The sequence below is a fragment of the Agromyces fucosus genome, assembly GCF_004134865.1.
In the GTDB taxonomy this organism is placed as follows: Bacteria; Actinomycetota; Actinomycetes; order Actinomycetales; family Microbacteriaceae; genus Agromyces; species Agromyces fucosus.
The window spans coordinates 940,868-965,067 of the sequence record NZ_SDPO01000001.1; the positions used below are offsets into that span (position 1 = coordinate 940,868).

Annotated in this window: 23 protein-coding genes; 9 read left to right on the forward strand and 14 right to left on the reverse strand. The window is 67.5% G+C overall.

The window, feature by feature from the left end; genetic code table 11:
• Nucleotides 1–12: 12 nt before the first annotated feature.
• Both glf and ESP57_RS04345 read right to left on the reverse strand, forming a co-directional pair.
• Nucleotides 13–1,170 carry a UDP-galactopyranose mutase gene (gene glf, locus ESP57_RS04340; RefSeq protein ID WP_129230653.1) on the reverse strand — a complete coding sequence of 386 codons (1,158 nt, stop codon included), beginning with the start codon at nucleotides 1,168–1,170 and terminating at the stop codon, nucleotides 13–15.
• Between the two features lie 49 nt (nucleotides 1,171–1,219).
• Nucleotides 1,220–3,448: a glycosyltransferase family protein gene (locus ESP57_RS04345; protein ID WP_129230654.1), complete on the reverse strand. Its 2,229-nt coding sequence runs from the start codon at nucleotides 3,446–3,448 to the stop codon at nucleotides 1,220–1,222.
• An 85-nt stretch (nucleotides 3,449–3,533) separates the two neighbouring features.
• Between ESP57_RS04345 and ESP57_RS04350 the strand changes: the two genes are divergently transcribed.
• The 3 genes from ESP57_RS04350 to ESP57_RS04360 all read left to right on the forward strand — a co-directional run bounded on the left by ESP57_RS04350 (nucleotide 3,534) and on the right by ESP57_RS04360 (nucleotide 6,443).
• Nucleotides 3,534–4,397, forward strand: a complete 864-nt coding sequence (locus ESP57_RS04350; protein WP_129230655.1) for a glycosyltransferase family 2 protein — start codon at nucleotides 3,534–3,536, stop codon at nucleotides 4,395–4,397.
• A gap of 61 nt (nucleotides 4,398–4,458) precedes the next feature.
• A complete protein-coding gene (locus tag ESP57_RS04355) occupies nucleotides 4,459–5,466 on the forward strand; it encodes a glycosyltransferase (protein WP_207904473.1) in 1,008 nt (335 codons plus the stop codon).
• 14 nt (nucleotides 5,467–5,480) lie between these two features.
• Nucleotides 5,481–6,443, forward strand: a complete 963-nt coding sequence (locus ESP57_RS04360; RefSeq protein ID WP_243648422.1) for an NAD-dependent epimerase/dehydratase family protein — start codon at nucleotides 5,481–5,483, stop codon at nucleotides 6,441–6,443.
• Here the strand turns inward: ESP57_RS04360 and rfbA are convergent.
• Nucleotides 6,430–7,293 carry a glucose-1-phosphate thymidylyltransferase RfbA gene (gene rfbA, locus ESP57_RS04365; RefSeq protein ID WP_129230657.1) on the reverse strand — a complete coding sequence of 288 codons (864 nt, stop codon included), beginning with the start codon at nucleotides 7,291–7,293 and terminating at the stop codon, nucleotides 6,430–6,432. The two genes, ESP57_RS04360 and rfbA, sit on opposite strands and share 14 nt — an antisense overlap.
• Before the next feature lie 5 nt (nucleotides 7,294–7,298).
• The gene (gene rfbC, locus ESP57_RS04370) at nucleotides 7,299–7,904 is read right to left on the reverse strand and encodes a dTDP-4-dehydrorhamnose 3,5-epimerase (RefSeq protein ID WP_129230658.1); all 606 of its coding nucleotides are present in this window, start codon (nucleotides 7,902–7,904) and stop codon (nucleotides 7,299–7,301) included.
• Nucleotides 7,905–7,975: 71 nt separating this feature from the next.
• Here rfbC and rfbB point away from each other — a divergent pair, with 71 nt between their 5' ends.
• On the forward strand, nucleotides 7,976–8,962 hold the full coding sequence (gene rfbB, locus ESP57_RS04375; RefSeq protein ID WP_129230659.1) for a dTDP-glucose 4,6-dehydratase: 987 nt from the start codon (nucleotides 7,976–7,978) through the stop codon (nucleotides 8,960–8,962).
• Nucleotides 8,962–9,813: a dTDP-4-dehydrorhamnose reductase gene (gene rfbD, locus ESP57_RS04380; RefSeq protein WP_129230660.1), complete on the forward strand. Its 852-nt coding sequence runs from the start codon at nucleotides 8,962–8,964 to the stop codon at nucleotides 9,811–9,813. The genes rfbB and rfbD overlap by 1 nt, the downstream gene beginning before the upstream one ends.
• On the opposite strand, the gene ESP57_RS04385 is transcribed toward rfbD, so the two are convergent.
• The 3 genes from ESP57_RS04385 to ESP57_RS04395 all read right to left on the reverse strand — a co-directional run bounded on the left by ESP57_RS04385 (nucleotide 9,784) and on the right by ESP57_RS04395 (nucleotide 13,690).
• Nucleotides 9,784–10,638 carry a glycosyltransferase gene (locus ESP57_RS04385; RefSeq protein WP_341539070.1) on the reverse strand — a complete coding sequence of 285 codons (855 nt, stop codon included), beginning with the start codon at nucleotides 10,636–10,638 and terminating at the stop codon, nucleotides 9,784–9,786. The two genes, rfbD and ESP57_RS04385, sit on opposite strands and share 30 nt — an antisense overlap.
• On the reverse strand, nucleotides 10,638–11,588 hold the full coding sequence (locus ESP57_RS04390) for a glycosyltransferase (protein WP_129230662.1): 951 nt from the start codon (nucleotides 11,586–11,588) through the stop codon (nucleotides 10,638–10,640). Before ESP57_RS04390 ends, ESP57_RS04385 begins: the two co-directional genes overlap by 1 nt.
• Nucleotides 11,589–11,713: 125 nt before the next feature.
• Nucleotides 11,714–13,690 (reverse strand): DUF6541 family protein, encoded by a 1,977-nt coding sequence (locus ESP57_RS04395; protein ID WP_341539071.1) that lies wholly within the window; start codon nucleotides 13,688–13,690, stop codon nucleotides 11,714–11,716.
• A 218-nt stretch (nucleotides 13,691–13,908) separates the two neighbouring features.
• Between ESP57_RS04395 and ESP57_RS04400 the strand changes: the two genes are divergently transcribed.
• Nucleotides 13,909–15,057, forward strand: a complete 1,149-nt coding sequence (locus ESP57_RS04400; protein ID WP_129230664.1) for a glycosyltransferase family 4 protein — start codon at nucleotides 13,909–13,911, stop codon at nucleotides 15,055–15,057.
• A gap of 81 nt (nucleotides 15,058–15,138) precedes the next feature.
• On the opposite strand, the gene ESP57_RS04405 is transcribed toward ESP57_RS04400, so the two are convergent.
• The 4 genes from ESP57_RS04405 to ESP57_RS04420 all read right to left on the reverse strand — a co-directional run bounded on the left by ESP57_RS04405 (nucleotide 15,139) and on the right by ESP57_RS04420 (nucleotide 19,096).
• Nucleotides 15,139–15,735: a hypothetical protein gene (locus ESP57_RS04405; protein WP_129230665.1), complete on the reverse strand. Its 597-nt coding sequence runs from the start codon at nucleotides 15,733–15,735 to the stop codon at nucleotides 15,139–15,141.
• A 265-nt stretch (nucleotides 15,736–16,000) separates the two neighbouring features.
• Complete coding sequence (locus tag ESP57_RS04410) at nucleotides 16,001–17,371, reverse strand: LCP family protein (protein ID WP_129230666.1); 1,371 nt, start codon at nucleotides 17,369–17,371, stop codon at nucleotides 16,001–16,003.
• Nucleotides 17,368–17,835 carry a 5-(carboxyamino)imidazole ribonucleotide mutase gene (gene purE / locus ESP57_RS04415; protein ID WP_199470589.1) on the reverse strand — a complete coding sequence of 156 codons (468 nt, stop codon included), beginning with the start codon at nucleotides 17,833–17,835 and terminating at the stop codon, nucleotides 17,368–17,370. The genes ESP57_RS04410 and purE overlap by 4 nt, the downstream gene beginning before the upstream one ends.
• A 103-nt stretch (nucleotides 17,836–17,938) precedes the next feature.
• On the reverse strand, nucleotides 17,939–19,096 hold the full coding sequence (locus ESP57_RS04420; RefSeq protein WP_129230667.1) for a 5-(carboxyamino)imidazole ribonucleotide synthase: 1,158 nt from the start codon (nucleotides 19,094–19,096) through the stop codon (nucleotides 17,939–17,941).
• 60 nt (nucleotides 19,097–19,156) lie between these two features.
• Between ESP57_RS04420 and ESP57_RS04425 the strand changes: the two genes are divergently transcribed.
• Nucleotides 19,157–19,735 (forward strand): GtrA family protein, encoded by a 579-nt coding sequence (locus tag ESP57_RS04425; protein WP_243648394.1) that lies wholly within the window; start codon nucleotides 19,157–19,159, stop codon nucleotides 19,733–19,735.
• Between the two features lie 7 nt (nucleotides 19,736–19,742).
• Here the strand turns inward: ESP57_RS04425 and ESP57_RS04430 are convergent, their stop codons facing one another.
• The 3 genes from ESP57_RS04430 to ESP57_RS04440 form a co-directional block, all read right to left on the reverse strand.
• A complete protein-coding gene (locus ESP57_RS04430) occupies nucleotides 19,743–20,489 on the reverse strand; it encodes a DarT ssDNA thymidine ADP-ribosyltransferase family protein (protein WP_129230668.1) in 747 nt (248 codons plus the stop codon).
• Nucleotides 20,490–20,679: 190 nt separating this feature from the next.
• Nucleotides 20,680–21,243, reverse strand: coding sequence for a PH domain-containing protein (locus tag ESP57_RS04435; protein WP_115957326.1), 564 nt, complete (start codon nucleotides 21,241–21,243; stop codon nucleotides 20,680–20,682).
• A gap of 6 nt (nucleotides 21,244–21,249) precedes the next feature.
• Nucleotides 21,250–22,182: a biotin--[acetyl-CoA-carboxylase] ligase gene (locus tag ESP57_RS04440; RefSeq protein ID WP_129230669.1), complete on the reverse strand. Its 933-nt coding sequence runs from the start codon at nucleotides 22,180–22,182 to the stop codon at nucleotides 21,250–21,252.
• Between the two features lie 122 nt (nucleotides 22,183–22,304).
• Here ESP57_RS04440 and ESP57_RS04445 point away from each other — a divergent pair, with 122 nt between their 5' ends.
• Both ESP57_RS04445 and ESP57_RS04450 read left to right on the forward strand, forming a co-directional pair.
• A complete protein-coding gene (locus ESP57_RS04445) occupies nucleotides 22,305–23,903 on the forward strand; it encodes an acyl-CoA carboxylase subunit beta (RefSeq protein WP_056012903.1) in 1,599 nt (532 codons plus the stop codon).
• Between the two features lie 11 nt (nucleotides 23,904–23,914).
• On the forward strand, nucleotides 23,915–24,142 hold the full coding sequence (locus ESP57_RS04450; protein ID WP_129230670.1) for an acyl-CoA carboxylase epsilon subunit: 228 nt from the start codon (nucleotides 23,915–23,917) through the stop codon (nucleotides 24,140–24,142).
• Nucleotides 24,143–24,200 lie beyond the last annotated feature (58 nt).

Sequence of the window (24,200 nt, forward strand, 5' to 3'; positions counted from 1 at the left end):
GCCGGTCGGCGCCTAGCGCGTGAAGCGGGGCTTGAGCTTGTTCTCGTACATCGACAGTGCGGAGCCGATCGCCATGTGCATGTCGAGGTACTGATACGTGCCGAGGCGACCGCCGAAGTAGACGTCTCGCTCCGCATCGCCCAACTGGCGATAGGCGAGCAGGCCCTCGCGGTCCTGGGGCGTGTTGACCGGGTAGTACGGCTCATCCTCGCGCGTCGCGAATCGTGAGAACTCACGCAGGATCACCGTCTTGTCCGCAGGATACTCGCGCTCGGGATGGAAGTGACGGAACTCGTGGATGCGCGTGTACGGCACGTCGAGGTCGGCGTAGTTCATCACCGGGGTTCCTTGGAAGTCCCGCATGGGCAGAACCTCCTCCTCGAAGTCGAGCGTCCTCCACGAGAGCTCGCCCTCTGCGTAGTCGAAGTATCGGTCGATCGGCCCCGTGTAGACGACGGGAACCTGCCCGACGGTCGCCGTCTTGTTGATCTCCTGCTCGAGGTCGAAGAAGTCCGTGTCGAGTCGTACCTCGATGTTCGGATGATCGGCCATCCGCTCGATCCACGCGGTGTACCCGTCGACGGGCAGCCCTTCGTAGGTGTCGTTGAAGTAGCGGTTGTCGTACGTGTACCGGACTGGAAGCCGGCTGATGATCTCCGCCGGGAGTTCGCGAGGGTCCGTCTGCCACTGCTTGGCGGTGTAGTCACGGATGAACGCCTCGTAGAGCGGCCGCCCGATGAGGGAGACGGCCTTCTCCTCGAGGTTTCCGGCGGCACCCGTGTCGAGCTCCGACGCCTGCTCGGCGATGAGAGCCCGAGCTTCGCCGGGGCTGTACGCGGAACGGAAGAACTGGTTGATGGTGCCCAGGTTGATCGGCAGCGGGAAGACTTCGCCGCCGCGGTTCGTGTACACCTTGTGCACGTAGTTCGTGAATGACGTGAACCGGTTGACGTACTCCCAGATGGCGGGGTTCGACGTGTGGAACAGGTGCGCTCCGTACCGGTGCACCTCGATGCCGGTCTCGCGGTTCGCTTCGCTGTACGCGTTGCCGCCGATGTGGTGCCGGCGATCGATCACGAGTACGCGTAGCCCGAGCTCGCTCGCGCATCGTTCGGCGATTGTGAGTCCGAAGAATCCGGACCCGACCACCACGAGGTCGGCATTGGTCATGTGCAAAGCTCCTTACTTCCGGCCGCCGAAGCGCGACCGATACATCAGACTAGTCGGTGTGCTTGTGGGCGATCTGCGAGGCATCGGAGGAGGCATCCGGCCGCGTGCGGCGGCGACGAATCTCGAGCGCGACGACGAGGCCGACCAGGATGATCGCCGCGAGCACCTGCAGCTGCCAGCCCGGGGCGGCGAAGGAAACGGTGATCTCCTGCCCTTCAGCACCGGGCTCGAGCTCGAGGCTCATCAGGAAACCGTCGGTGGGATCGGTGATTGCCGCCGGACCCGAAACCGCGTACCCCGGCCACGCGATCCTGGAGAGTGCAACCGTGCCGCCATCGGCTGGCACCGAGTCCACCCGGATCCGAACGCTGCTCGCGTCCCTCGAAACTTCGGTGACGCGTAGACCGTCGGACGACCACACGACGCCGCCGGCGCCCGGAATCGGCTCGTCGCGCGCGATCGATCGGGTGAGGCGCGTGTCCTCGATCACATGCCAGCCTGACGGGACATCTCGCCACTCCCCCGCTGGGAGCGCAGACTTCAGCACCTGGATCGTGCTCACGCCCATGAGCGTGGCGAGTTCCTCACCTGTCTGCGCCTGCTCGGTGAACAGCGCGCCGTACAGTTCAGGACATGTGTAGCCGTTGTACAGCATGCAGACGCGGTTCTGGTATTCGGGGTAGTACACCGAGGTATACGCGTTCTGCACCGATGCATCCGTCATGTAGAAGAGGTTGCCGACGAGGGTGTCGGCCCAGTATTCCTCTTGGATGCCGTCTTCCGTCGGCACGACGCCCACGACGATCGTGTCGCCGACCGTCTCGGACAGGGGCGACCTCAGTGCATCGACCCAGGTCGGGATCTGGTAGTCGCGCAGCGCCGGCGAGCTCGCAACCGAATGTTGTATCCCGAGCAGGGCGAAGGTCACCGCCATCGCCGTGGCGACGACGACCGGCATTCTCCGTCGACCGCCCTCGTGACCCGCTGGTGCCGACCCCGTCGAGGGCATACGTTCGGTGGTCTCGCGGTCGTGCTTGCCCAGCAGGAAGAGAACGGCGAAGAGCCCGCCGGCGGCGACCAGAGCTGTCACCGCGATTCCGAGCACGGCCGTCGGTTGCGCAGCCGCGGCGATGAACGCGCTGGCGCCCAGCACCGAGAACGTCACGACCCAGCGAGGCCGCGAGATCCGTGCGCGCGCCAGCGAGAGTCCGAGTCCGAGAATCACGAGGCTCGAGACCGCCACGTACGGCAGCACCCGAATCGGGAACCTCAACGGGCCGAAATCACTGGGCAGCAGCACCGCGGCCAGTGCGATGCCCCCGACGATCAGCAGGCTCGTGCGCTGGCTCAGCAGCGTGGCGAAGCGCTTCCAGTCGATCAGCGCGAACAGCGGGAGCAACCAGCTGATGTAGAACAGGGGCTCATTCGGGTACGACTGGCTGAAGAGCATGAACTGCGGGTCGCCGAGGGCGATGGGACTGGTGGCGAGGTCGGAGAGGTCCACGGTCAGCAGACCGGTGTTGCCCATCCCGAGGCTTCGTCCGGAGACCGGAGCGGTCAGGAGTCCGGGGATATGGACGATGATCGCGAAGCACCCGGCCGCGATGGCGATGCCCCACGCGCGCAGGATCCCGGCTCGATCTCGCGCGATCATCACTTCGATGATCGTCGCGAGCAGGGTGAATGCCAGGGCGAGGGTGGCGTGCACGTACCCGATGCCGACGACCAGGCAGCTCGCGACCACGGCGAGGAGCGGCGAGCGATGCGATCGGACCGCGCGGCGAATCAGCGCCCACGCGATGGGCCAGAGACTCCACGCCATGAAGCCGTTCACCCACGATGCCGCGTCCATGTACAGGGTGAATGCGGTCAGTGTCGATGCGGTCGCGATGACGGCGGCCCATCGAGGATCGGCACCGAACGTGCGCGCGAGCAGCCAGACGCCGAAGCTTGCGACGGCGAAGCACGCGAACTTGACGAGCACGACGTAGACCAGCATGTTCGGCAACACATGGCTGCCCACTCCGACGAGCCAGATCACCGGGCTGAACAGGCCCCATGCGCCTTCGGCGAGATAGTTGCCGGATTGCCAGACCGTCGGGTTCACGAAGGACCAGTCCCAGGCGAGGATGCGTTCGCCGATCTTCCACCATTGGCCGATCGCCCCCGATTGGGTGTCGTCGACGTAGTAGAAACCGATGTCGAAGATCAACGGAATCGCTGCGCCGATGATCGTGGAGATCACGGCGACGGCTGGCCAGAAGAGACGGGAACGCACCAATGGATTATCCACCAATCAGAAGGGCGGCGAACACGGCCACGACGCGGTGGACCGCTGCACCGCCACCGTCTGGGACAATCGAATGGTGAAGCCCCTCGTCTCGATCGTGATTCCCGCGTACAACAATGCCGAGTACCTTGACGAGACCATGCGCTCCGTCCTCGCCCAGACGTACGAGCGGATCGAGGTCATCGTAGCCGACCACTCATCGACGGACGAGACCCTCGCCGTGATGAAGCGGTATGAGAACGACCCGCGAGTCACCCTCTTGTCGACCGAAGCCGGTGGCGGGGCGCTCCGCAATTGGAACCGGGTCAGCCAGGCTGCGACCGGCGAGTACCTGAAGCTCGTCTGCGGCGACGACATCATCCGACCCGAACTCGTGGAACGTCAGGTCGCCGCGCTCGAGGCCGCACCGGGCTCCGTCCTGGCCGCGACGAAGCGCGACATCGTCGATGCGGATGGGCGGCCATTCGTGCGCGGACGCGGCCTGGGCCGACTCCGCGGACGCGTCTCAGGCGCGGCGGCGGCACGCGCAACCGTTCGCGCCGGGACCAACATCTTCGGCGAGCCGGCATGCGTCCTCATGCGACGCGACGCCCTCGAGTCCGCTGGTTGGTGGGACAACCGCTTCCCCTATCTCATCGACGTGGCCAGCTACGTTCGGGTGATGCTCCAAGGCGACGTGGTCGCCCTCGACGAATCGCTCGCCTCCTTCCGCGTCTCCGAAAGCCAGTGGAGTGTGCGCCTGGTGCGCGATCAGGCCTCGCAGACGATCGGATTCAACCGATCGCTTCGTGCTGAACGACCCGATGTGGTGCGGAGAGTCGACCTCTCTCTCGGCGACCTCCGCGCTCGACTCATGGCGCGTGTCCGGCAGGCGAGCTACCTCTATCTCGGACGCCGGATGTCCCGCACATCCACGGCAGTCGCCGAGGGCTCGTGAGGCGCGTGACAACCCAACTCCGCCGGAGGGTCCTGTGATAGATTCCACTTCCGTGAACGACATGCCGACCACGTCCGAGCCGGCTACCCACACGATCTCCGTCGTCATCCCGGTCTATCAGGGCGAGCAGACCCTCGACGCCCTCATCGCGGAACTCGAGCCGTACACTTCGCCGGGCGTGACCCCCGACGGCAATCCGTTCGTCGTCGCAGAGGCACTGCTCGTGTACGACTACGGCCCCGACCGGTCAGACACCGTGATTCGCGAACTCACGCGCAGGTATCCGTTCGTCCGCTCGATCTGGCTGAGCCGGAACTTCGGACAGCATGCGGCGACGCTCGCCGGCATGGCGTCCGCGGGATCGGACTGGGTGGTGACCATGGACGAGGACGGCCAGCACGATCCCGCGGCGGTCGCGGGCCTCCTCGACACGGCGATGCGAGAGCACGCCTCCCTCGTCTACGCGAAGCCGACGAATCCCGCGCCTCACGGTCCGGTACGGAACGCCGCCTCGAAGCTCTCCAAGCGCATGCTCGAGCGGTTCACCGGCGCGAAGGGGGCGAGCGACTTCCAGAGCTACCGCCTCATCCTCGGCAATGTCGCACGCAGCGTTGCGGCGTATGCCGGGTCGGGCGTCTACCTCGATGTCGCCCTCGGGTGGGTGGCGGGCCGAATCGTCACCTCCCCCGTCGAGCTTCGATCGGAAGGTGACCGGCAGTCCGGCTATTCCGGTCGCAGGCTCATCTCGCACTTCCTCAGGATGGTGCTCACAAGCGGCACACGTGGGCTCCGGCTGATCACATTCCTCGGCATCGCGGTCGCAGTGATGGGGGTGCTGTTCGCCATCATCATCATCATCCAGCGCCTCACCGGCGACATCGCCATCGAAGGATGGGCGTCGACCATGGTGGTGCTGCTGCTGGGCATCGGTGCCCTGCTCTTCAGCCTCGGTATCGTCGCCGAGTACATCGGCATCAATGTGAACATGGCCATGGGACGGCCTCCGTACCTGATCACATCCGACCCCGATGCTGGTCCACTCGGGCGGCGACCGACGTCACGCCTGTGACGACCTACGCGCGCGTGATCGGCGCTCGCGGCCTTCTCGGTTCCGCGTTGCGCCGAGCGATCGACGGCAGGCGAGGCTGGACCGACGCGGGCGCAGCACCTCTCCCGTGGCACGACGACGCATCGCTCGTGTCCGCCGCACGCGATTCGACCCACGACCTGCTGGACCGGGTCGGCGAGAACGACCATTGGACGATCATCTGGGCGGCGGGTGCATCCGTGACGGCCTCGAGCCCCGAGTCGCTCGCGTCAGAACGCCACCAGCTCGAACTCGTCCTCGCAACGATCGCGGCAGTCGCGAACGATCTCGGTCTCGCCGGGCGCGGCACCTTCTTCTACCCGTCTTCCGCAGGCGGCATCTATGCCGGATCCGAGCATCCGCCGTTTACCGAGTCGACGGTGCCCGCGCCGATCGCCCCGTACGGCTGGTACAAGCTCTCCTGCGAAGCGTCGACCGCAGCGTTCGCCGAGTCCTCGGGTGTTGCCGTGCTCAACGGCCGAATCGCAAACCTGTTCGGCCCGGGCCAACGTCTCGACAAGATGCAAGGACTCATCTCCCACCTGGCTCTCGCCCAGCTCTCACCGCAACCCGCGTCGATTTTCGTCTCGCTCGACACCCTCCGCGACTACATCTACGTCGATGACTGCGCCGCGCTCATCCTCGACGCGCTCGACCGTCTCCGAATCGAGTCCGCCGAACGCCGAGGCCTCGTCATCACGAAGAACCTCGCCAGTGGTCGTGCCGTCACGATCGCCGACCTTCTCGGCTACTTCCGCTTGCTCTCCAAGGGCCACCCGCACGTCATGCTCGGCAACTCACCCGCGTCGTCGCTTCAGGCGCGGGATCTTCGCCTCGGTTCCGAAGTGTGGCCGGATCTCGACCGGCGAGATCTGACGCCGCTTCCCGTCGGGATACACGCGACCATCGACGACATCCGTTTCCGACTGCAGGAACCCGGTCGAGTCAGTCCGCGGTGAGCTGGTTCAGATATGCGCCGTAGCCGGACTTGACCAGCGGTGCTGCGAGCTCGGCGAGCTGCGCATCATCGATCCATCCGGCGCGCCACGAGATCTCCTCGATGCATCCGATCTTGAAACCCTGTCGTTCCTCGATGACCCGCACGTAGTCGCTCGCCTGCATCATCGACTCGAAGGTGCCCGTGTCGAGCCACGCGGTTCCTCGATCGAGTACCTCGACCCGAAGTGCACCCTGCTCGAGATAGCGCTCGTTGACCGTACTGATCTCGAGCTCGCCCCGCGCACTCGGCTCGATCGTCTTCGCGATCTCGACGACTCGATTGTCGTAGAAGTAGAGACCGGGTACCGCGTAGTTGCTCTTCGGAGCCGTGGGCTTCTCTTCGATCGAGACCGCGCGACGTTCGGCATCGAACTCCACGACACCGTACGCCGTCGGATTCGACACGTGATAGGCGAAGATCAACGCGCCCTCCACGGCCGCGTTGCGCCGGAGGGACGTGCCGAGGCCCACCCCGTGGAAGATGTTGTCACCGAGCACGAGCGCGACGCTCTCATCCCCGATGAACTCCTCGCCGATGATGAATGCCTGTGCCAGGCCGTCGGGGGACGGCTGCACGGCGTACTCCAGACGAATGCCGAGTTCGCTGCCGTCTCCGAGGAGGGCGCGGAACTGCGCGTTGTACTCCGGCGTCGTGATGATGAGGATCTCCCGCACGCCCGCCATCATGAGCGTCGACAGCGGGTAGTAGATCATCGGCTTGTCGTAGATCGGCATCAACTGCTTCGAGATGCCCTTTGTGATCGGCCAGAGCCGAGTGCCTGATCCGCCGGCGAGGATGATTCCGCGCATGTTGACTACTTCCTGTCGAGTTCCGAGTACCAAGCGCGCGCTGCACCGATCGTGGGCAGGATGCCGGCAGCCTGAGCCTCTGCGAGGGTAGGGGCCGCCAGGTCCTTCGCGGAGAGCAGCGGCTCACCAGCCTCTTCCGGAAACACGATCCCGAGCGCCGGGTCGAGCGGATTGATGCCGAACTCCCGATCAGGGCGGTAGACGTCGCTCGTCAGGTAGGCGACCGTCGCGTTGTCGGTGAGGGCGATGAATGCGTGTCCGAGTCCTTCGGCGAGGTAGAGCACCTTCCGGTCGACGTCATCGAGCCTGACCGCCTCCCATTGACCGAACGTCTCGGAGCCGACGCGGACGTCGACGACGATGTCGAGGACCGCACCGCCGACCGCGGTGACGACTTTGGCTTGCCCGCGCGGAATCGCCGCGAAGTGGATTCCGCGCACCACGCCGCGGCGCGAGGACGAGAGGTTCGCCTGCCGAAGATCGAGGGAGTGCCCGATGGCCTCTTCGAGGAGGTCATGGCGATACCACTCGAGGAAGACTCCGCGATCGTCGCCGAACTGCTGTGGGGTGATCTCGTAGCTGTCGGGAATCCCGAGTTCGCGGATTTGCACCCGGAGAGTCTACCAATCCGCATGACGGTAGAATCACGTGGTCCGATCGCAAAGGGAATGGTATCCACGGAATGAAGATCCTCGTCACCGGCGGGGCCGGGTTCATCGGCTCCAATTTCGTTCGTCGTACGCTCGAGGATGCCTATCCCGGTCTCGAAGGCGCAGAGGTGGTCGTGCTCGACGCGCTGACCTATTCGGGCAACCTCGAGAACCTCGCCCCGGTCGCAGGTTCGAGCCGGTACCGTTTCGTTCAGGGCGACATCCGGCACGCGGGCCTTCTCGACGAACTCATGCCTTCGGTCGACGCGGTGGTGCACTTCGCCGCTGAATCGCATGTCGATCGTTCCGTCCGCGACGCGAGCATCTTCGTCGAGACCAACGTGCTCGGCACCCAGCAGCTCCTCGATGCAGCGCTCCGAAACGACGTTGCCCGGTTCGTGCATGTCTCGACCGATGAGGTGTACGGCTCGATCGCCGAGGGCTCATGGGATGAGGAGCGACCACTCCTCCCCAACTCGCCCTACTCGGCGTCGAAGGCCGGCAGCGACCTGCTCGCCCGGAGCTACCACCGCACCCACGGCCTGAACGTCTCGATCACACGTTGCTCGAACAACTACGGCAGGTACCACTTCCCCGAAAAGGTCATCCCCCTCTTCGTGACGAACCTCATCGATGACAAGCACGTGCCGCTGTACGGCGAAGGCCTCAACGTACGCGACTGGCTGCACGTCGACGACCACACTCGCGGAATCGCGATGGTGCTCGTCGGCGGACGCGCCGGCGAGGTGTACAACATCGGCGGCGGCACCGAGCTGACCAACCGCGAACTGACGCAGTTGCTCCTCGATGCGACCGGAAAGGACTGGTCGTCCGTCGACCGCGTCGAGGACCGCAAGGGACACGACCTCCGCTACTCCGTCGACATCACGAAGATCCGCACTGAACTCGGATACGAGCCGATGGTGCCGTTCGAGCAGGGCCTCGCGGACGTGGTGCAGTGGTACCGTGAACGCCGCGACTGGTGGGAGCCGCTCAAGGCGCGCGCGGCACTCGTCTGATGGCTTCCCGCTACCTCGTCGCAGGTGCATCCGGCATGCTCGGCCGCGACCTGGTCAGTGCCCTCGACGGTCGGAGGGTCACGGCTCTCGGACGCAGTGAACTGGATGTCACCGATGCCGCCGCAGTCGCCGCTGCTGTCGCCGGGCACGACGTGGTGTTCAATGCTGCCGCCTACACGCGGGTCGACGATGCGGAGACGCACGAGGCGGATGCATATGCCGTGAACGCGGTGGGTGCGGAGAACCTGGCATCGGCCGCTGCTGCGATCGGCGCGCGAATGGTGCAGGTGTCGACGGACTACGTGTTCGACGGCTCCGCCACGGCGCCGTACGCAGAAGACTCCGAACTGCACCCGATCTCGGCCTACGGCCGCACCAAGGCCGCCGGTGAGCGGATGGTGCGCGCGGCACATCCTGCTGGTTCGTACATCGTGCGCACGGCATGGCTCTACGGCGAGCACGGCCCGAACTTCGCCAAGACCATGCTCGCTCTCGCCGCGCAGCGTGAGACCTGGTCGGTGGTGACCGACCAGGTCGGCCAGCCGACCTGGTCGCGAGATCTCGCGGCGAAACTGGTCGAGCTCGTCGACACGGATGCGCCGGCCGGGATCTACCATGGCACGAGCAGCGGCCAGACGAACTGGTACACATTCGCCAGGGCGGTCCTCGAGCAGGCCGGCCTCGACCCCGATCGGATCACCGAGACCGACAGCAGCGGCTTCGTCCGTCCCGCTCCCCGCCCCGCGTACTCCGTGCTCGGGCATGCGGGATGGGAGCGTTCCGGCCTCGCACCGATTCGGCATTGGCGGGAAGGACTGAGTTCAGCCTTCGTCCAGGGTGCGTTCCGGTAGCGCGCCGCCCCGAGCGATCAACCGTCGATATGCCGCTTTCCGCACCGGTTCCGGTACGAATCGATAGCCACCCCGGACGACGACGTTGCGGACGTACTGCCATCGACTCGTGAAGCCGATGCCGCGCAGTGCACGCTGAAGCGCGACTTCGCTGCGCCACTGTGCGCGGCCTCCTCTTCGAGCGTATGCTCCGGCTCCGACGCGATACATGACGAGCGGGTCGGCGAGGTTGCCAACTCGGGCGCCGCTGTCGATCATGCGCGCGAACAGCCAGTAGTCCTCCATGAGGCCGAGCGGAAGATAGCCGCCTGCCCGGTCGACGGCGGACCTCCGATAGACGACCGTCGGGTGGCTGAAGGGATCGTGGAACCTCGCGTAACTAGCGATGTCTGCTGCGTCAGTGCGGGGCACCCGCTGCCCGACGATCGAGCCGACCTCGTCCAGGAACTCCAGCATGCCGGTTCCCACGAGGTCCAGACCGCTCTCGACGAGCGGCACCTGCTTCGCGAACCGGTCAGGCAGCGAGATGTCGTCGGCGTCCATTCGCGCCACGATGTCGTGGCTGCACGCCGCGAGCCCTTCCGTGAGGGCCAGTGCCAGGCCGGCGTTCACTGGAATCCTGTGGTGCACGACAGGTACCGGCGAAGTGGAGATGGCGAGTTCGATGGCCGCCGCGAGATCCTCCGGAACCGGGCCGTCCTGCACCAGCACCACTTCATCCGGCCGTCGCGTCTGGGCCGTCACACTCGACGAGAACGCCTTCGTGAAATGTGCGGCGTCGTCGCCTCGGTAGACCGGGATGAGCAGCGTGAACTGATCCGCCATCAGCGATCCACTCGGGCGATCGCCTCGCTCGCACCGCCGAGTCCGGCCATGGACATGGCGTTGGGGCGGGGCCTGGTGCGCGTACCGTCTCGGTAACCGCGCTTCCAGCCGTCCCTCAGTACGGCACGGTCACTCGAGCGAGCGAACGTCAGAATCCATCGTCGAACACTCGAGGCACCGTAGAGCAGCTTCTCGAAGGCGGACAGGCTCCGCGAGCGTCGGAACATCCACAGTTTGTTGCGCACCTCGTAGTAGAACCGCGCCCCCGGGTCGGCATCGGTCGAACCGAGCACCTTCGTCTTGTGCACGACGACAGATGCCGGCACATGGATCCCCCGCCGGCCTCGCAGTACCCGGGTGGAGTACTCGAAGTCATCGTTCCAGATGAAATAGTCGGCGATGGGCAGTCCCACCTCGCGAACGACGTCGGACCGCACGAGCATCGAGACGAAGGAAGTGCTCCGAATCGCGATGCCGCCATGGCGGGCAGCGTCGATGCGTTCCGACTTCGACGCGAACGCCTTCGCCCTCGGCGTGTTCATCGGGTGCTCGGTGCCGTCGGTCCAGACGACCCGTGAACCGGCCACCACGAGGTCGGTGCCGGCGACCGAATCGAGCAGAGCGGCAAGAGCGTCGGGAGTCGGCACCGTGTCATCATCCATGAGCCAGAGCCACTCGGGCTCGTAGCGGTCGACCGCAACGGCCATTCCTGCGGCGAATCCACCAGCTCCCCCCGTGTTCCGCGGCAGCGAAACGAGATCGACGGCATCGCCGGCCGCGAGTGCGACCTCGCCCGAGCCATCCGTCGAAGCGTTGTCGACGACGATGATGCGCGCCAGTGGATGTCGCTGCGCTCGAAGCGCTTCGAGCACTTCAGCGAGGAGCTCACGACGGTTGTAGGCAACGACGACGGCGACGACGGCGCGGGGACGGATTGTGGGCGAATTCATTGACTCTCGTTTTTTCAGGGAGGAACACTCCATCTTGCCTTGTCAGTCGGTGCGGAGACGCCGCGAACGAGCTGCAGCACTCATTTCGGCATCGCAGCACCTCCGTGGACCCGGTCTTTCGGCGTTCATCCGCAGCCGACGACCCGGTACAGCCTCGCCTCGCCCTGTTCATCCACGAGCTCGACCGCGGACGAGCTGTCGAGGTCGTCGAGACCCCCGATCTCGTGCAGACCACCGTGGACCTCGCGTGCGCCGAAATCCAACACGTGCGTCACATTCTGCCGCCGCACCGCCTCGCAGACCTCCGAGCCCGGTTCGGCAGTGTCCAGCTGGTCCAGAATCAGTCGAGTGTCGGGGTCGAGCGTTGCGAAGATATGTGGAACGAGCGCACGCCGCTGGCCGATCGCGGAACTCAGCGATGCACCGGTCCACGCGTTCCCAACGACCACGCCGTCGGCTGGCACCTCGTCGGCGATTCGATCGAGGAGCGCACGTTCGTCGGCTGACAGCAGCGCGGAGTCATCGGTCGTCGCGTAGACGGCCGTGATCGACGATGAGGCCGAGGCGAGTGCCGCCCCGGTCTGCGCGAGCACTGCGACCACGAGGGCGAGCACGGTGGCCGTGACCGCTGAGACGGTGCCCGGTCGGATCGGCCCGAGCGACGGCATCTTCCGTTTCCATCGTTCGATGCCGAGACCGAGCAGATGCCCGCCCCACAGGCAACCCGCGACGAGCAGCGGTACGGCGACGACCGGGATCAGTGCGGCGATTCGATAGATGTCGCTGTACCAGGTTCCAGTGAGCAGGTACCGGAGACGTCCGACATGGAGAGCGGCGACGATCACGTAGATGAAGAGGACCAACAGGAAGGAGACGCTGAGCCACCGTTGCTGCTTCAGCGCCCAGACCGCGATCAGGCCGACCGCGATCGCGACGCTCAGGAACAGCGCCGGCGCGCGAAACGCCTCGGAGCTCTGCAGGATCGAGGTGAACGCGGCGTCGAATGACATCGGCGGCCCCCAGAACGCGGCTTCGCGGGTGGGTCGGACGACGACGAACACGGCCGCCGCGCCGACCAAGAGGACCAACGCACCGACGAGTGCGAGAACCCGAGTGCGGAGCGGAGTCCCACTCATTCGAGTTCGCCGCCACCATGCGCCGAATGCCACGACGGCGGCGGGCGCGATGAGGACGAGCAGGGCAATCACCCCGCCCGGGTGAGCCAAGGCCACGCCGATCGACGAGAGACCGGCGGCGATCCACAGTGCAGGTCGTTCCGCCGGCGCCGCGTTCCCCAGGCCCAACAGGGCAACCATCCATGCGAGCGCTGCGGGCAGTGCTGCCACCGACAGCGCATACGGTGCCACGATGCCGAAGTCCAGCAGGAGGAACGGGAACAGCGCGAAGCACCCGGTGACGAGACCGGTCGCGACCTGGCCTGCCCATGAGGACCCGAACAGTATTCGAACGAGCAGCGCAGCGGAGAGCGGCCACACGAGCGCGGCGAGCAGCACATCCACGGCATTGGCCGAAAGAGGGATACTCGCCCCGGTGCCCTCCGCGACGAGTGCGACGATCGCGTGCCAGAGGCCGGGATAGAACGAACCGCCACCGTCGACCGCGAAGGTCAGGCTGCTCAACGTGAGCGGTGAGGCATCCCCGCTCATCACGATGTACTCGGCGGCGTTCAAATGGAACACGTTGTCGAACGTCTGGGAGAGGTTCTCGGGTTGCCCGATCGCGGCCGTGAGCCTCCAGCCGATCGACACGGCGGCGATGACGGCCCCGACGGCGAACCCGAACATCGTGGCTCGGCCGTCGGGTCCTCCCTTCGGCTCCCGGAACGCGGGGAACCAGGCTCGAACGCCGACCGCCGCGCAGACGAGGAGAATGCAGACGATCCCTGCGGATGCCGGCGACCATTGGATTCCGATCGCCGGTAGCGCGAGCGTCGCGATCGCGAGCATCCCGAGGCTCACCGCAGGTGCCGCCGCGACCACGACCATTCCCCGTTGCCTGAGCACGAGAAGCAGAGCCGCCCCTGGAGCCAGGAGAACCAGGGCTCCGAAGAGAAGTGGAAGGACAGCACCGGCCCAACTCATCGATGCGCTCCTCACATCGTCAGAACATCGGCCTCCACCATAGCCAACGTCGGATGGCAGAACCCTGCAACAAGGCCGTGATCCGACCTGAGACACGTGGCGCGCTGGTGACGAAACCCAGACCAACTAGACTGCCGAGAGCGCTCGAGCCGCCTTCCACCGCGACGAGGTTCCTGTCCGACCGTCGCTGCCGAGCATCTGCCGCACGAAGGAGCCCAATGCCCACAACCCTCCGGATCATCCTCGATCAGGTCATCGCTCCGGTGCCCGGCTCCATCGGCGTCTACACCGACGCCCTGACCTCTTCGCTCCTCAAGAGCGTTCCCCACGGTTGCGAGGTCGAGGGCATCGTGTCCGCTTCGTCACCCGCCGACTACGAACGAATCGAGGCGAGGTTCCCCGGTCTCTCGGCCCTCTACAAGACGACGCTCGCTCGCCGTGAGCTGGCCGCCGCGTGGCAGCTCGGCCTCACCACGTCGCCCGGCGGCGGCATGATCCACTCCCCCGGTCTCTTCGCTCCATTGCGCCGCCACGATCGCACGCAGAGCGGCGACCAGGTCGTCGTCACCGTGCACGATCTGCTCCCCTGGACCCATCCCGAGACCCTGACGACCGCGTCCGTCGCGTGGCACAAGGGAATGCTGAGGCGCGCACGCAAGCATGCCGACTCCGTCGTCGTCCCCACCCATGCCCTCGCCGAGCGTCTCGCGGACATCGCCGATTTCGGTGACCGCGTGCGCGTCATCGGCACGGCGCCGAGACCGGGGCTCGTGATTCCGGCCGATGAGGCCGAGACCGCCGCGAGGGCCGCGCGTCTGGCGCTTCCACCGGCCTACCTCGTCGTCACGGGAACCCTCGAACCGCGCAAGGGAATCGTCGACCTGCTCGAAGCCCTCGGCCGCCCGGGCGTGCCCGACATCGACCTCGTCGTCATCGGTCCCGCGACCTGGGGCGAACTGCACCTCGCGACCGTCGCGGACGAGTCCGGGGTCGACCCTCGGCGCGTGCACGCCGTCGAGGTCGACGACCCCGCGGACCTCGCCGTGGTGCTCTCGCGTGCCACGGCTTTCGTCGCCCCGAGTCACGAAGAAGGTTCGGGCACCTCGCTCATCGAAGCATTCAGTTTCGGCCTGCCCGTCATCCACTCCGACACGGCCGCGTATGTCGAAGTGGCGGCCGACAGCGGCCTCGTCGTACCGATCGGCATCGGCGGCGGTTACACCGAACGCCTCGCGGCGGCCGTCACGGCCGTCGTGGAGCAGTCCAGCGTGGCCGAGCGGCTCTCGGTGACCGCCAGTGACCGGGCTCATGCCTTCAGCTGGCGCGACTCGGCGGAGCGCGTCTGGCAGCTCCACGCCGACCTCTGATCGAGGCCTTCGGGCCCGCATCGGTCGACGGCCGTTGCCGTGGAACGTTCGACCCGGAGGCGACCGCCACACCGGCCGGCCTCAGCGTTCGGAAGCGGTGTGCGCAGATTCCGCGAGGTAGCGGTGGAACTCTTCCTTCAGGTCGCCGAGTCCGTGGTATTGGTCGGCTTCCGACAGTACGAATCGGAATTCCAGGTCGGCCTTCTCGAGACGCCATCCCGCTTCTCGCGCACGATGGCTCAACCAGAGGTCTTCGATGAAGAGGTAGCGCGCAGGGAGCGCGCTGAAGAAATCGGCGCGATCGACGATGCTCGCATCGCAGATCGAGCCGCCTGTCCCCACATAGGTGGCGGTCTCCCCGTCGCCCAACTCCTCGCGATGCCAGTAACCACCCAACTGGCGGAAGGCCCACACCCCCACGTACGATCGCGCGCTGTATCGCCGGACCAGTTCGGCCAGGAACGTTCGTCCGATCACCTGGTCATCGTCGAGCATGATGACCGGGCCGTCATAACCTGAACGACGGAGTCGACGGAACACGAGGAACCGCGCGAGACCGCCGACGTTCATCACGCTGTCGACGAACTCGACGCTTCCGATCGCGCCTCCGAGCGGATGCCGGGCGATCGCGTTCCGATAGTGGCGGCTCTGCCGGCGGGCGTTGTTCCAGAAGAGCACTCGCAGGTCCGACACTCCGCTCTGAGCAACCAGCTCGTCGAGGATCGCCTCGATGCGCCCTGGTCGGTTCCAGAGGCAGACGATCAGCGGTAGTCCCGACTCGGAGGGGACGCCGCGCAGCGCCCTCGGACGGAACCGGCCGGTCGCGTAGAACCGCACGACCGCGCCACGCACTGCACGTCTGGCGGGCCGCAGCACACGTCGTGCACCCCTCTCGAACGGGGTCAACATGACGCGGGCGCGCTGAATCAGATTCATGGCGTCCTCACTCCGTCGCCGGCTCCTCCGTGGCGGGGGCGACGGCCGGCTCGATGAGCGATCGGATGTAGTCCCAATCGGGATCCGTCGGATCGACGCCGTTCGCCGGCACGAGTTCGACGGTCGTGATCGGCAGCTCCTTGGTCTTCATGGAGAGGTTCACGAAGTAGCCGAGCATCGACTGCGGGATGTCGGTCTTCACGGTGTCGGCGCCCGCCGACGCGACCTCCTGGAACTTCGAGAGCACGTTCGCCGGCGTGAACTGCTGGAGGACCGCCTCCTGCAGTACGCGCTGGCGCGCCATCCGCTCGTAGTCGCCGCCGGCGGTGCCGTAGCGCGCGCGGCCGTACCAGAGCGCGTGGTAGCCGTCGAGGTGCTGCTGACCCGGCTCGATCCACCCGTCGACGCCCTCGTTGTTCTCGTCGCCGCCGATGGGGATTCGGGTGTCGACGTTGATGTCGACCCCGCCGAGCGCATCGATGAGCTGCTGGAAGCCCTGCATGTCGATGAGCGCGTAGTACTGGATCTCGAGGCCGGTGATGCCCTCCGCCGCGTCCCTGACGCCCTCGATGCCGGGCTCGCTGCCCTCGGCGACGGCGTCGGGGTACATCTCGGGGCTCTTCAGCTCGACCTCGGTGTAGATCGAGTTGAGCTGGCACACGTCGACCTCGCAGCCGTCGATCGCGCCGTAGCCCTCAGGGTAGACGGCCGCGAGCGGCGAGTCCTCGGGGAACGGCACGTACTCGAGGTCGCGCGGTAGGCCGATCGTGACCGCCTGCCCGGTCTCGGCGTCGATCGAGACGACGGTCATGCTGTCGGGTCGCATGCCCTCCCGATCGGGACCGGAGTCGCCGCCGAGGAGCAGGATGTTGTAGCGGCCGTCGACGGGCGGCTCGCTCGGCCCCGGGGCGAAGACGGATGCGATGAAACCGCTCGTGGTCGTCGCGAAGTAGGCGCCGTAGGCGGCGGTGCCCGAGATCCCGATCATCGCGATGGTGGTGAGGCCCGCGACCCACATGCGTGCGGAGGGCGCCGTCTTCACGAGGCGCACGAGGCGCAGCGTGTCGAGCGTCAGGATCACCCAGAGCACCGCGTAGAACGCGAGCACGATGGCGACGATCCAGAGCGTGATCGACATCGAGAAGACCGTGAAGAGCGTTGCGGGCCAGACGAACCAGACCACGATCGCCAGGACGACGAGGGTCCAGAGCACGAGCGTCGACCCCAGCCCGAACCTGCCGAGCTTCCGGCTGCCGGCGAGCACCTGCGGCGCACCGGGGATCAGGAAGTTGAGCACGACGAGCCACCACGCGCGGCGGGTCATGACCGTGCGCGAGGCGACGTCCGGGTAGCGGATCGGGCTGGCGGCGAGCGTCATCGGTTCTGCTTGAGCCGTTCGTTCTTCTCCTCGACGAGCGCGGCGAGGTCGGTCGCATACGCGTCGAGCGCGCCGGCGAGGTCGGGGTCGGATGCCGCGAGCACGCGCACGGCGAAGAGGCCGGCGTTCTTGGCGCCGCCGATGGCCATCGTCGCGACGGGGATGCCGCCGGGCATCTGCACGATCGAGAGCAGCGAGTCGAGGCCGTCGAGGCGCGACAGCGGCACTGGCACGCCGACGACGGGCAGGGTCGTGACGGAGGCGAGCATGCCGGGCAGGTGGGCTGCGCCACCGGCGCCGGCGATGATGACCTTGAGCCCGCGTCCGGCCGCCTCCTTGCCGTACGCGATCATCTTCTCGGGCGTGCGGTGCGCCGAGACGACCTCCACCTCGTGGGCGACGCCGAACTCGTCGAGCAGGGCGGATGCCTCGCGCATGACGTTCCAGTCGGAGTCGGAACCCATCACGACGCCGACGAGGGGTGCGGTGTTCGTCTCAATCACTTGATCGAGTGTAGGGCCGTGCGCTGTGAGATGACCGCAGGGCACGCGGCCGGCGGAGCCGACGTCAGTCCTGGAAGAACGCCGCCGCGGCCCGCGCCTCGTAGACGACGGCGTCGAGATCGTCGCCCGTCGCGGTGACGTGTCCGATCTTGCGCCCCGGGCGCGGCGCCTTGCCGTAGTTGTGCACCTTGACGGTGGGATGGTCGGCGAGGGCCGCCGCATAGCGGTCCGTCAGCGAACCCTCGGCCGGCCCGCCGAGCACGTTGACCATGACCGACCAGTCGTCGCGGCTGCCGGTGGCGCCGAGCGGCAGGTCGAGCACGGCACGCAGGTGCTGCTCGAACTGCCCGGTGGTCGAGCCGTCCATCGACCAGTGGCCGCTGTTGTGCGGTCGCATCGCGAGCTCGTTGACGAGGATCCGCTCGTCGCTCGTCTCGAAGAGCTCGACGGCGAGCACCCCGGTGACCCCGAGGCCCTCGGCGATCGTGATGGCGACGTCGGCCGCGACATCCGCGAGCCTGCCCGCCGATCGGGGCGCCGGCGCGATGACCTCGCTGCAGACCCCGCCGACCTGCACGGTCTCGACGAGGGGCCAGGCGACGACCTCGCCCGACGGGCGACGAGCCACGAGCTGGGCGAGTTCGCGGCGGAAGTCGACGAGTTCCTCGACGAGGAGTGCTCCGGCGCCGCCGTCTTCGGCGATCGTGGCGAACCACTCCGCGACCTCGGCGGCGCTGCGCACGACGCGCACACCCTTGCCGTCGTAGCCGCCGCGCGGGGTCTTCACGACCGCGACGCCGCCGTGGTCGGCGATGAAGTCGTCGAGGTCGGCGACGGTCTCGACGCGAGCCCAGTCGGGCACGGGCAGGCCGAGTTCGGAGAGGCGCTCCCGCATCACCAGCTTGTCCTGCGCGACGCGCAGCGCGTCGGGCCCGGGGTGCACGGGCACACCCGCGTCGACGAGGGCGCGCAGCACGTCTTGCGGCACGTGCTCGTGATCGAAGGTGACGACGTCGACCTCTCGCGCGAACTCGAGCACGGTGGCCGTGTCGGTGTAGTCGCCGACGCGGTCGGCGGCGATCGCCGCCGACATGCCCTCGGCCTCGGCGAGCACTCGGAGGTCGACTCCGAGTTCGATCGCCGCGGGGATCATCATCCGGGCGAGCTGCCCTCCACCGATCACTCCGACCCGCACGCCATGCACTCCGTTCGCCGCCGCCATCGGCGCCCGCGCGGGCGCCCAGTTCAGTCTAGGCCGCGCCCGACCGCATAGGATGTGCCGGTGTCCACCCGCTTCGCGAGCGCCCTCCGACGACTCTGGGACGGCCTGCTCGCCTACGCGGTGAAGTTCGGGGTCGTGGGCCTCATCGGCCTCGTGATCGACGTCGCCCTCTTCAACATGCTGCGACTCGGCGTCTTCGGAGAGGGCCACTGGGCGCAGTCGGCGATCGGCGCGAAGACGATCTCCACGAGCGTCGCGATCGTCTTCAACTGGCTGGGCAACCGCTACTGGACGTTCCGCAAGCACCGCCGCCGCAACTACGTGCGCGAGTTCGCCGAGTATGCGATCGTCTCGCTCGGCGGCATGGCGATCGCGCTCGGATGCCTCTGGCTCAGCCATCACTGGCTCGGGTACACGAGCCTCCTGGCCGACAACGTCGCGACGAACGTGGTCGGCCTCGGTCTCGGCACGGCGTTCCGCTTCGTGCTGTACCGGTACTGGGTGTTCGGGCACCACCGCGCCGACGGGCTCTCGAACCTCGCGCGCGTCGAAGAGGCGCAGCGAACCCTGTTCGAGGAGCCCGACGAAGCGGCGCCTGCGGAACCCGAGGGGGCGTCGTCGCCGACGAACACCCCCTGAACGCGGCCTACTCCGCCGGTTCGGCGGTCGGCTGGAACCAGGGCGGGTAGACCGCGACGCGGGCGCGGACGCCGGCACCGGCGAGCTCGGCCCGCACACGGTCGCGGACGGGCTCGTTGGCGACCGCGATGAGCGCCACGTCGTCGAGCGGCAGGCATTCGCGCACGAGCAGCTCGGCACCGTCGAGGCCCGCACCATCCTCTTCGCGGTGCAGGCGCTGCAGCAGACGCTGCACGTCGACCCACTCGGTCGCGACGGCCGCGCCGGCGACCGCTGCATCCGCTTCGGTCACGACGATGGTGCCCGCCACTTCGGCCTTGCCCGCCTGCGCGCTCGTGAGCGAGCTGACGAAGATGACGAAATCGGCGGGTGCGCGATTCACGGCCTCCTCGCCGAGGCGAGGGTCGGGCGTCGCCGTGCGCACCGCGTTCCAGACGTGCGCGTCGGTCGTGAGCAGGAACGGCACGTAGTCGGCCACGACGGCATCGGTGCCGTCGATCGCGGCGCCGCGCCGGTACTCGCGTGCGTGCGGGGCGGCGAGGTCGACGACCGGAACTGCGCCGGCTGCGTCGGCGAGCAGGGCGCCGGCATCGAGGATCGGCGGCAGGTTGTCGATGTGCGTCACGTGGTAGATGCGCATCGCCTTCAGGTCGAGACGCGGTGCGTCCGATGCGATCGTCGGCCGGGAGGCGCCGGGAACGCGCGCCGGAGGCCGTCCGCTGCGGGTCGTCGTCGACCGTGCGGAGCGTGCCACCGGGGCGGGCGCAGGCTTCGCCTCGGGTTCGGGCGGGGGGAAGCAGATGGCGCAGAGGCCGTCATCGAAACCGTGTTTGCATTCGTCGGCCAAGAGAAACCCTTCATCGTGCGGCTCGCGCTCGGGCGACGCGAGACCACCTGTCCACGTTACGTCCTTTATCGACGTCCCGCTGCACGATCGCTCAGGTTCAGCGTCCGCCCCACGCCACGGTGTCGCCGTCGATCATCGTCTGCTCGACGCGTCGGCGTTCGGAGAGGCGAGCCTGCTCCTCGCCCATGAGCTCATGCAGAGCACCCTGCACGAGCGTGGGATTCGGCACGTCCTTCAGCACGAGCGGCTTCTCATGGCCCGTCTCGATGCGCACATCGCCCGATCCGAACGCACTCTGACCCCAGGTGCGCCGCACCGTGACGTCGTGGCCTCGACTCAGCAGCAGCTCCTGTCGCACGCGGATCGCGACGCCGCTGCGGACGATGACCCGTCGGGTCGTGATCGTCGTGCGGCGCGTGAGCCAGGCCAGGAAGGGCAGGAACGAGCCGAGGAGCACGACGACCACCGCACCGCCGAGGACCGCGAGCACCTGCCAGGTCTCGGGCACGATGCCGACGCCGTAGGCCGTCGCCCCGGCCACCAGGATGAGCAGGATCGCCGGGAGGATCAGGATGCGGGCGTGCCGGCGCACTCGCGCGACGACGCGCTCGGGCGGCTGCGCCGCCGGCACGGCCGACTCGGGTGTCACGGCAGGCCTCATACGACATTAATACCGCAGGTGCGTCACGTCTCCTGCGGCGACAGACCACGGCTCGCCGTTCTCGCGGTCGATCACGACGAGTCGACCGTCGACGTCGAGCCGATCAGCGCGCCCGAGGAGCTCGCGGTCGCCCGGCAGTTCCACGCGCACCTCGCTGCCGATCGTGCCGCAGAGCTCGGCGACCCTCGCGGAGATGCCGCTCGCCGCGGCATCCGCACCCGATCGCACGAAGGCGTCGAACATCTCGAGGAACGTGCCGAGGTAGTCGGCGAGCACGGCGTCGGCGTCGGGCTGGGCGCCCGTGACGAGCAGCAGCGACGTGGACGTCAGCGTGGGCAGGTCGTGCTCGTCGAGCGTGAGGTTGAGGCCCGCGCCGACGATGACCGCCCCGGACTCCGGCAGGAGCTCGGAGAGGATGCCGCAGATCTTGTAGCCCGAGACCAGCACGTCGTTCGGCCACTTGAGCAGCACTTCGACCCCGCCGCTGTCGTCCTGCGCCTCGGCCTCCTCGACCTGGGAGCGGCGACGGCTGCGACGAGCGGATGGCGCGGGGCCGCTCGCGTCGAGCGCCGAGGAAGACGGCTCGGCTTCCGCCGCCTGCGCGAGGTGCGGTTCGACCGCACGCCGCACGGCGACGGTCATCGCGGCCCCCGCGATGAGGGGGATCCAGCCATAGGCGTCGGACGGCAGCGGGCCGCCACCCTCGAGTTCCGGGCGCAGCAGCACCGAGATCGCGAGCGTCTTGCCCGTCGGGGCGAGCCAGACGCGGCCGAGGCGGCCTCGCCCGTGCGTCTGGTTGTCGGTGACGATGACGGCGCCATGGCCCCACTCGGCGGCATCCGGACCGCTCGCCGCCGCCCTGAGCTCGTCGTTGGTCGACCCGACCTCGTCGCGGAACTCGAACCTCGGCACCGCGGCGCGCGATCGCTCCCAATCCATGCGATCACCCTATCCAGCCGGGCGCCTGCCCACTCGCATGGCGATTGCCACCAGTGGCGCGTCCGATCTTGTAGGAATCCGTCAACGAAGTCGGCCAACAGCTCAGCGGTAGAGTGAACGGCGTGACCGAAGCGACTGACGGCCCCGACCTCTCCACGACCGCCGGCAAGCTCGCCGACCTCAAGCTGCGCTACCACGAAGCCGTGACGGCGTCGGGTGAGGCGGCGATCGAGAAGCAGCACGCCAAAGGCAAGATGACGGCGCGCGAGCGCATCGCCGAGCTGCTCGACCCCGGCTCGTTCGTCGAACTCGACGAGTTCGTGCGGCACCGCACCCACGCGTTCGGCATGGAGGGCAAGCGGCCCTACGGCGACGCCGTCGTCACGGGCACCGGCACCATCCACGGTCGCCAGGTCGCCGTGTACTCCCAGGACTTCACGATCTTCGGCGGATCGCTCGGCGAGGTCGCCGGCGAGAAGATCATCAAGGTCATGGAGCTCGCGCTGAAGACGGGCGTCCCGATCATCGGCATCCTCGACTCGGGCGGAGCCCGCATCCAGGAGGGCGTCGTCGCCCTCGGCAAGTACGGCGAGATCTTCCGCCGCAACACCCAGGCCTCGGGCGTCATCCCGCAGATCTCGATCGTGTGCGGTCCGGCCGCCGGCGGCGCGGTGTACTCCCCCGCACTCACCGACTTCGTGATCATGGTCGACAAGACGAGCCAGATGTTCGTCACCGGCCCCGACGTCATCAAGACCGTCACGGGCGAAGACGTCGGCATGGAGGAGCTCGGGGGCGCCCTCACGCACAACTCGGTCTCGGGTGTCGCCCACTACCTCGCGAGCGACGAGTCCGATGCGCTCGACTACGCGCGCACGCTCATCTCGTTCCTCCCCGACAACAACATGACGGATGCCCCGGTGTACGACGCCGAGGCCGAACTCGAGATCACCGACGACGACCGGCGGCTGAACACCGTCATCCCCGATTCGCCGAACCAGCCCTACGACATGCACACGGTCATCGCGGGCATCGTCGACCACGGCGACTTCCTCGAGGTGCAGCCGCTGTTCGCGCCGAACATCATCGTCGGCTTCGCGCGGGTCGACGGGCGAACCGTCGGCATCATCGCCAACCAGCCGAGCCAGATGGCCGGCACGCTGAACATCGCGGCCGGCGAGAAGGCCTCGCGGTTCGTGCGCTTCTGCGACGCGTTCTCGATCCCGATCCTCACGCTCGTCGATGTTCCGGGCTACCTGCCCGGCACCGAGCAGGAATGGACCGGCGTCATCCGCCGCGGCGCGAAGCTGCTCTACGCCTACGCCGAGGCGACCGTGCCGCTCGTCACGATCATCACGCGCAAGGCCTATGGCGGCGCGTACATCGTCATGGGCTCCAAGCAGCTCGGCGCCGACATCAACCTCGCCTGGCCGACGGCCGAGATCGCCGTCATGGGCGGCCAGGGTGCGGTGAACATCCTCTACCGGGCCGAGATCAAGGCCGCCGAGCTGGCAGGTGAAGACGTCGCGGCCGTGCGCACTCAGCTCGCGAACGAGTACACGTACAACGTGGCCTCCCCGTTCCTCGCCGCCGAGCGCGGCGAGCTCGACGGCGTGATCGAGCCGGCAGCGACCCGGGTCGCCGTCGTGAAGGCGCTTCGCGCGCTCCGCACGAAGCGGGCGAGCCTGCCCGCCAAGAAGCACGGGAACATCCCGCTGTAGGGGCGAACGACATGAGCGACGACATCGACGAACGCGCGGCCGCGCTGCGCTTCGAGACCCGAGTGGTCACGCCCGAAGGCGCAGCCGCGGTGACGGCGGTGCTGCTCGCAGCACTCGACGAGCAGACGGCGGGCGAGGCATCCGTCGACCCCGGCCGCAGCGCCTGGATCCGCAGCGGCGGGGCGATGCGCCGTCCGCTCGAGGTCGGGCCCGGCCGCTGGGTGCGCGCCGGGAATTGAGCGGATGTCCCCCGAAATCCGTGGGGACGGCGTCGCCGCTCGGCATGCTCGGCCCGGA

Coding starts and splice junctions, on each gene's coding strand:
- glf (WP_129230653.1), bottom strand. CDS start 1,170: ATGACCAATGCCGACCTCGTGGTGGTCGGGTCCGGATTCTTCGGACTC.
- ESP57_RS04350 (WP_129230655.1), top strand. CDS start 3,534: ATGGTGAAGCCCCTCGTCTCGATCGTGATTCCCGCGTACAACAATGCC.
- ESP57_RS04355 (WP_207904473.1), top strand. CDS start 4,459: ATGCCGACCACGTCCGAGCCGGCTACCCACACGATCTCCGTCGTCATC.
- rfbA (WP_129230657.1), bottom strand. CDS start 7,293: ATGCGCGGAATCATCCTCGCCGGCGGATCAGGCACTCGGCTCTGGCCG.
- rfbB (WP_129230659.1), top strand. CDS start 7,976: ATGAAGATCCTCGTCACCGGCGGGGCCGGGTTCATCGGCTCCAATTTC.
- rfbD (WP_129230660.1), top strand. CDS start 8,962: ATGGCTTCCCGCTACCTCGTCGCAGGTGCATCCGGCATGCTCGGCCGC.
- ESP57_RS04385 (WP_341539070.1), bottom strand. CDS start 10,638: ATGGCGGATCAGTTCACGCTGCTCATCCCGGTCTACCGAGGCGACGAC.
- ESP57_RS04390 (WP_129230662.1), bottom strand. CDS start 11,588: ATGAATTCGCCCACAATCCGTCCCCGCGCCGTCGTCGCCGTCGTCGTT.
- ESP57_RS04395 (WP_341539071.1), bottom strand. CDS start 13,690: ATGAGTTGGGCCGGTGCTGTCCTTCCACTTCTCTTCGGAGCCCTGGTT.
- ESP57_RS04400 (WP_129230664.1), top strand. CDS start 13,909: ATGCCCACAACCCTCCGGATCATCCTCGATCAGGTCATCGCTCCGGTG.
- ESP57_RS04410 (WP_129230666.1), bottom strand. CDS start 17,371: ATGACGCTCGCCGCCAGCCCGATCCGCTACCCGGACGTCGCCTCGCGC.
- purE (WP_199470589.1), bottom strand. CDS start 17,835: ATGGGTTCCGACTCCGACTGGAACGTCATGCGCGAGGCATCCGCCCTG.
- ESP57_RS04420 (WP_129230667.1), bottom strand. CDS start 19,096: ATGGCGGCGGCGAACGGAGTGCATGGCGTGCGGGTCGGAGTGATCGGT.
- ESP57_RS04435 (WP_115957326.1), bottom strand. CDS start 21,243: ATGAGGCCTGCCGTGACACCCGAGTCGGCCGTGCCGGCGGCGCAGCCG.
- ESP57_RS04440 (WP_129230669.1), bottom strand. CDS start 22,182: ATGGATTGGGAGCGATCGCGCGCCGCGGTGCCGAGGTTCGAGTTCCGC.
- ESP57_RS04450 (WP_129230670.1), top strand. CDS start 23,915: ATGAGCGACGACATCGACGAACGCGCGGCCGCGCTGCGCTTCGAGACC.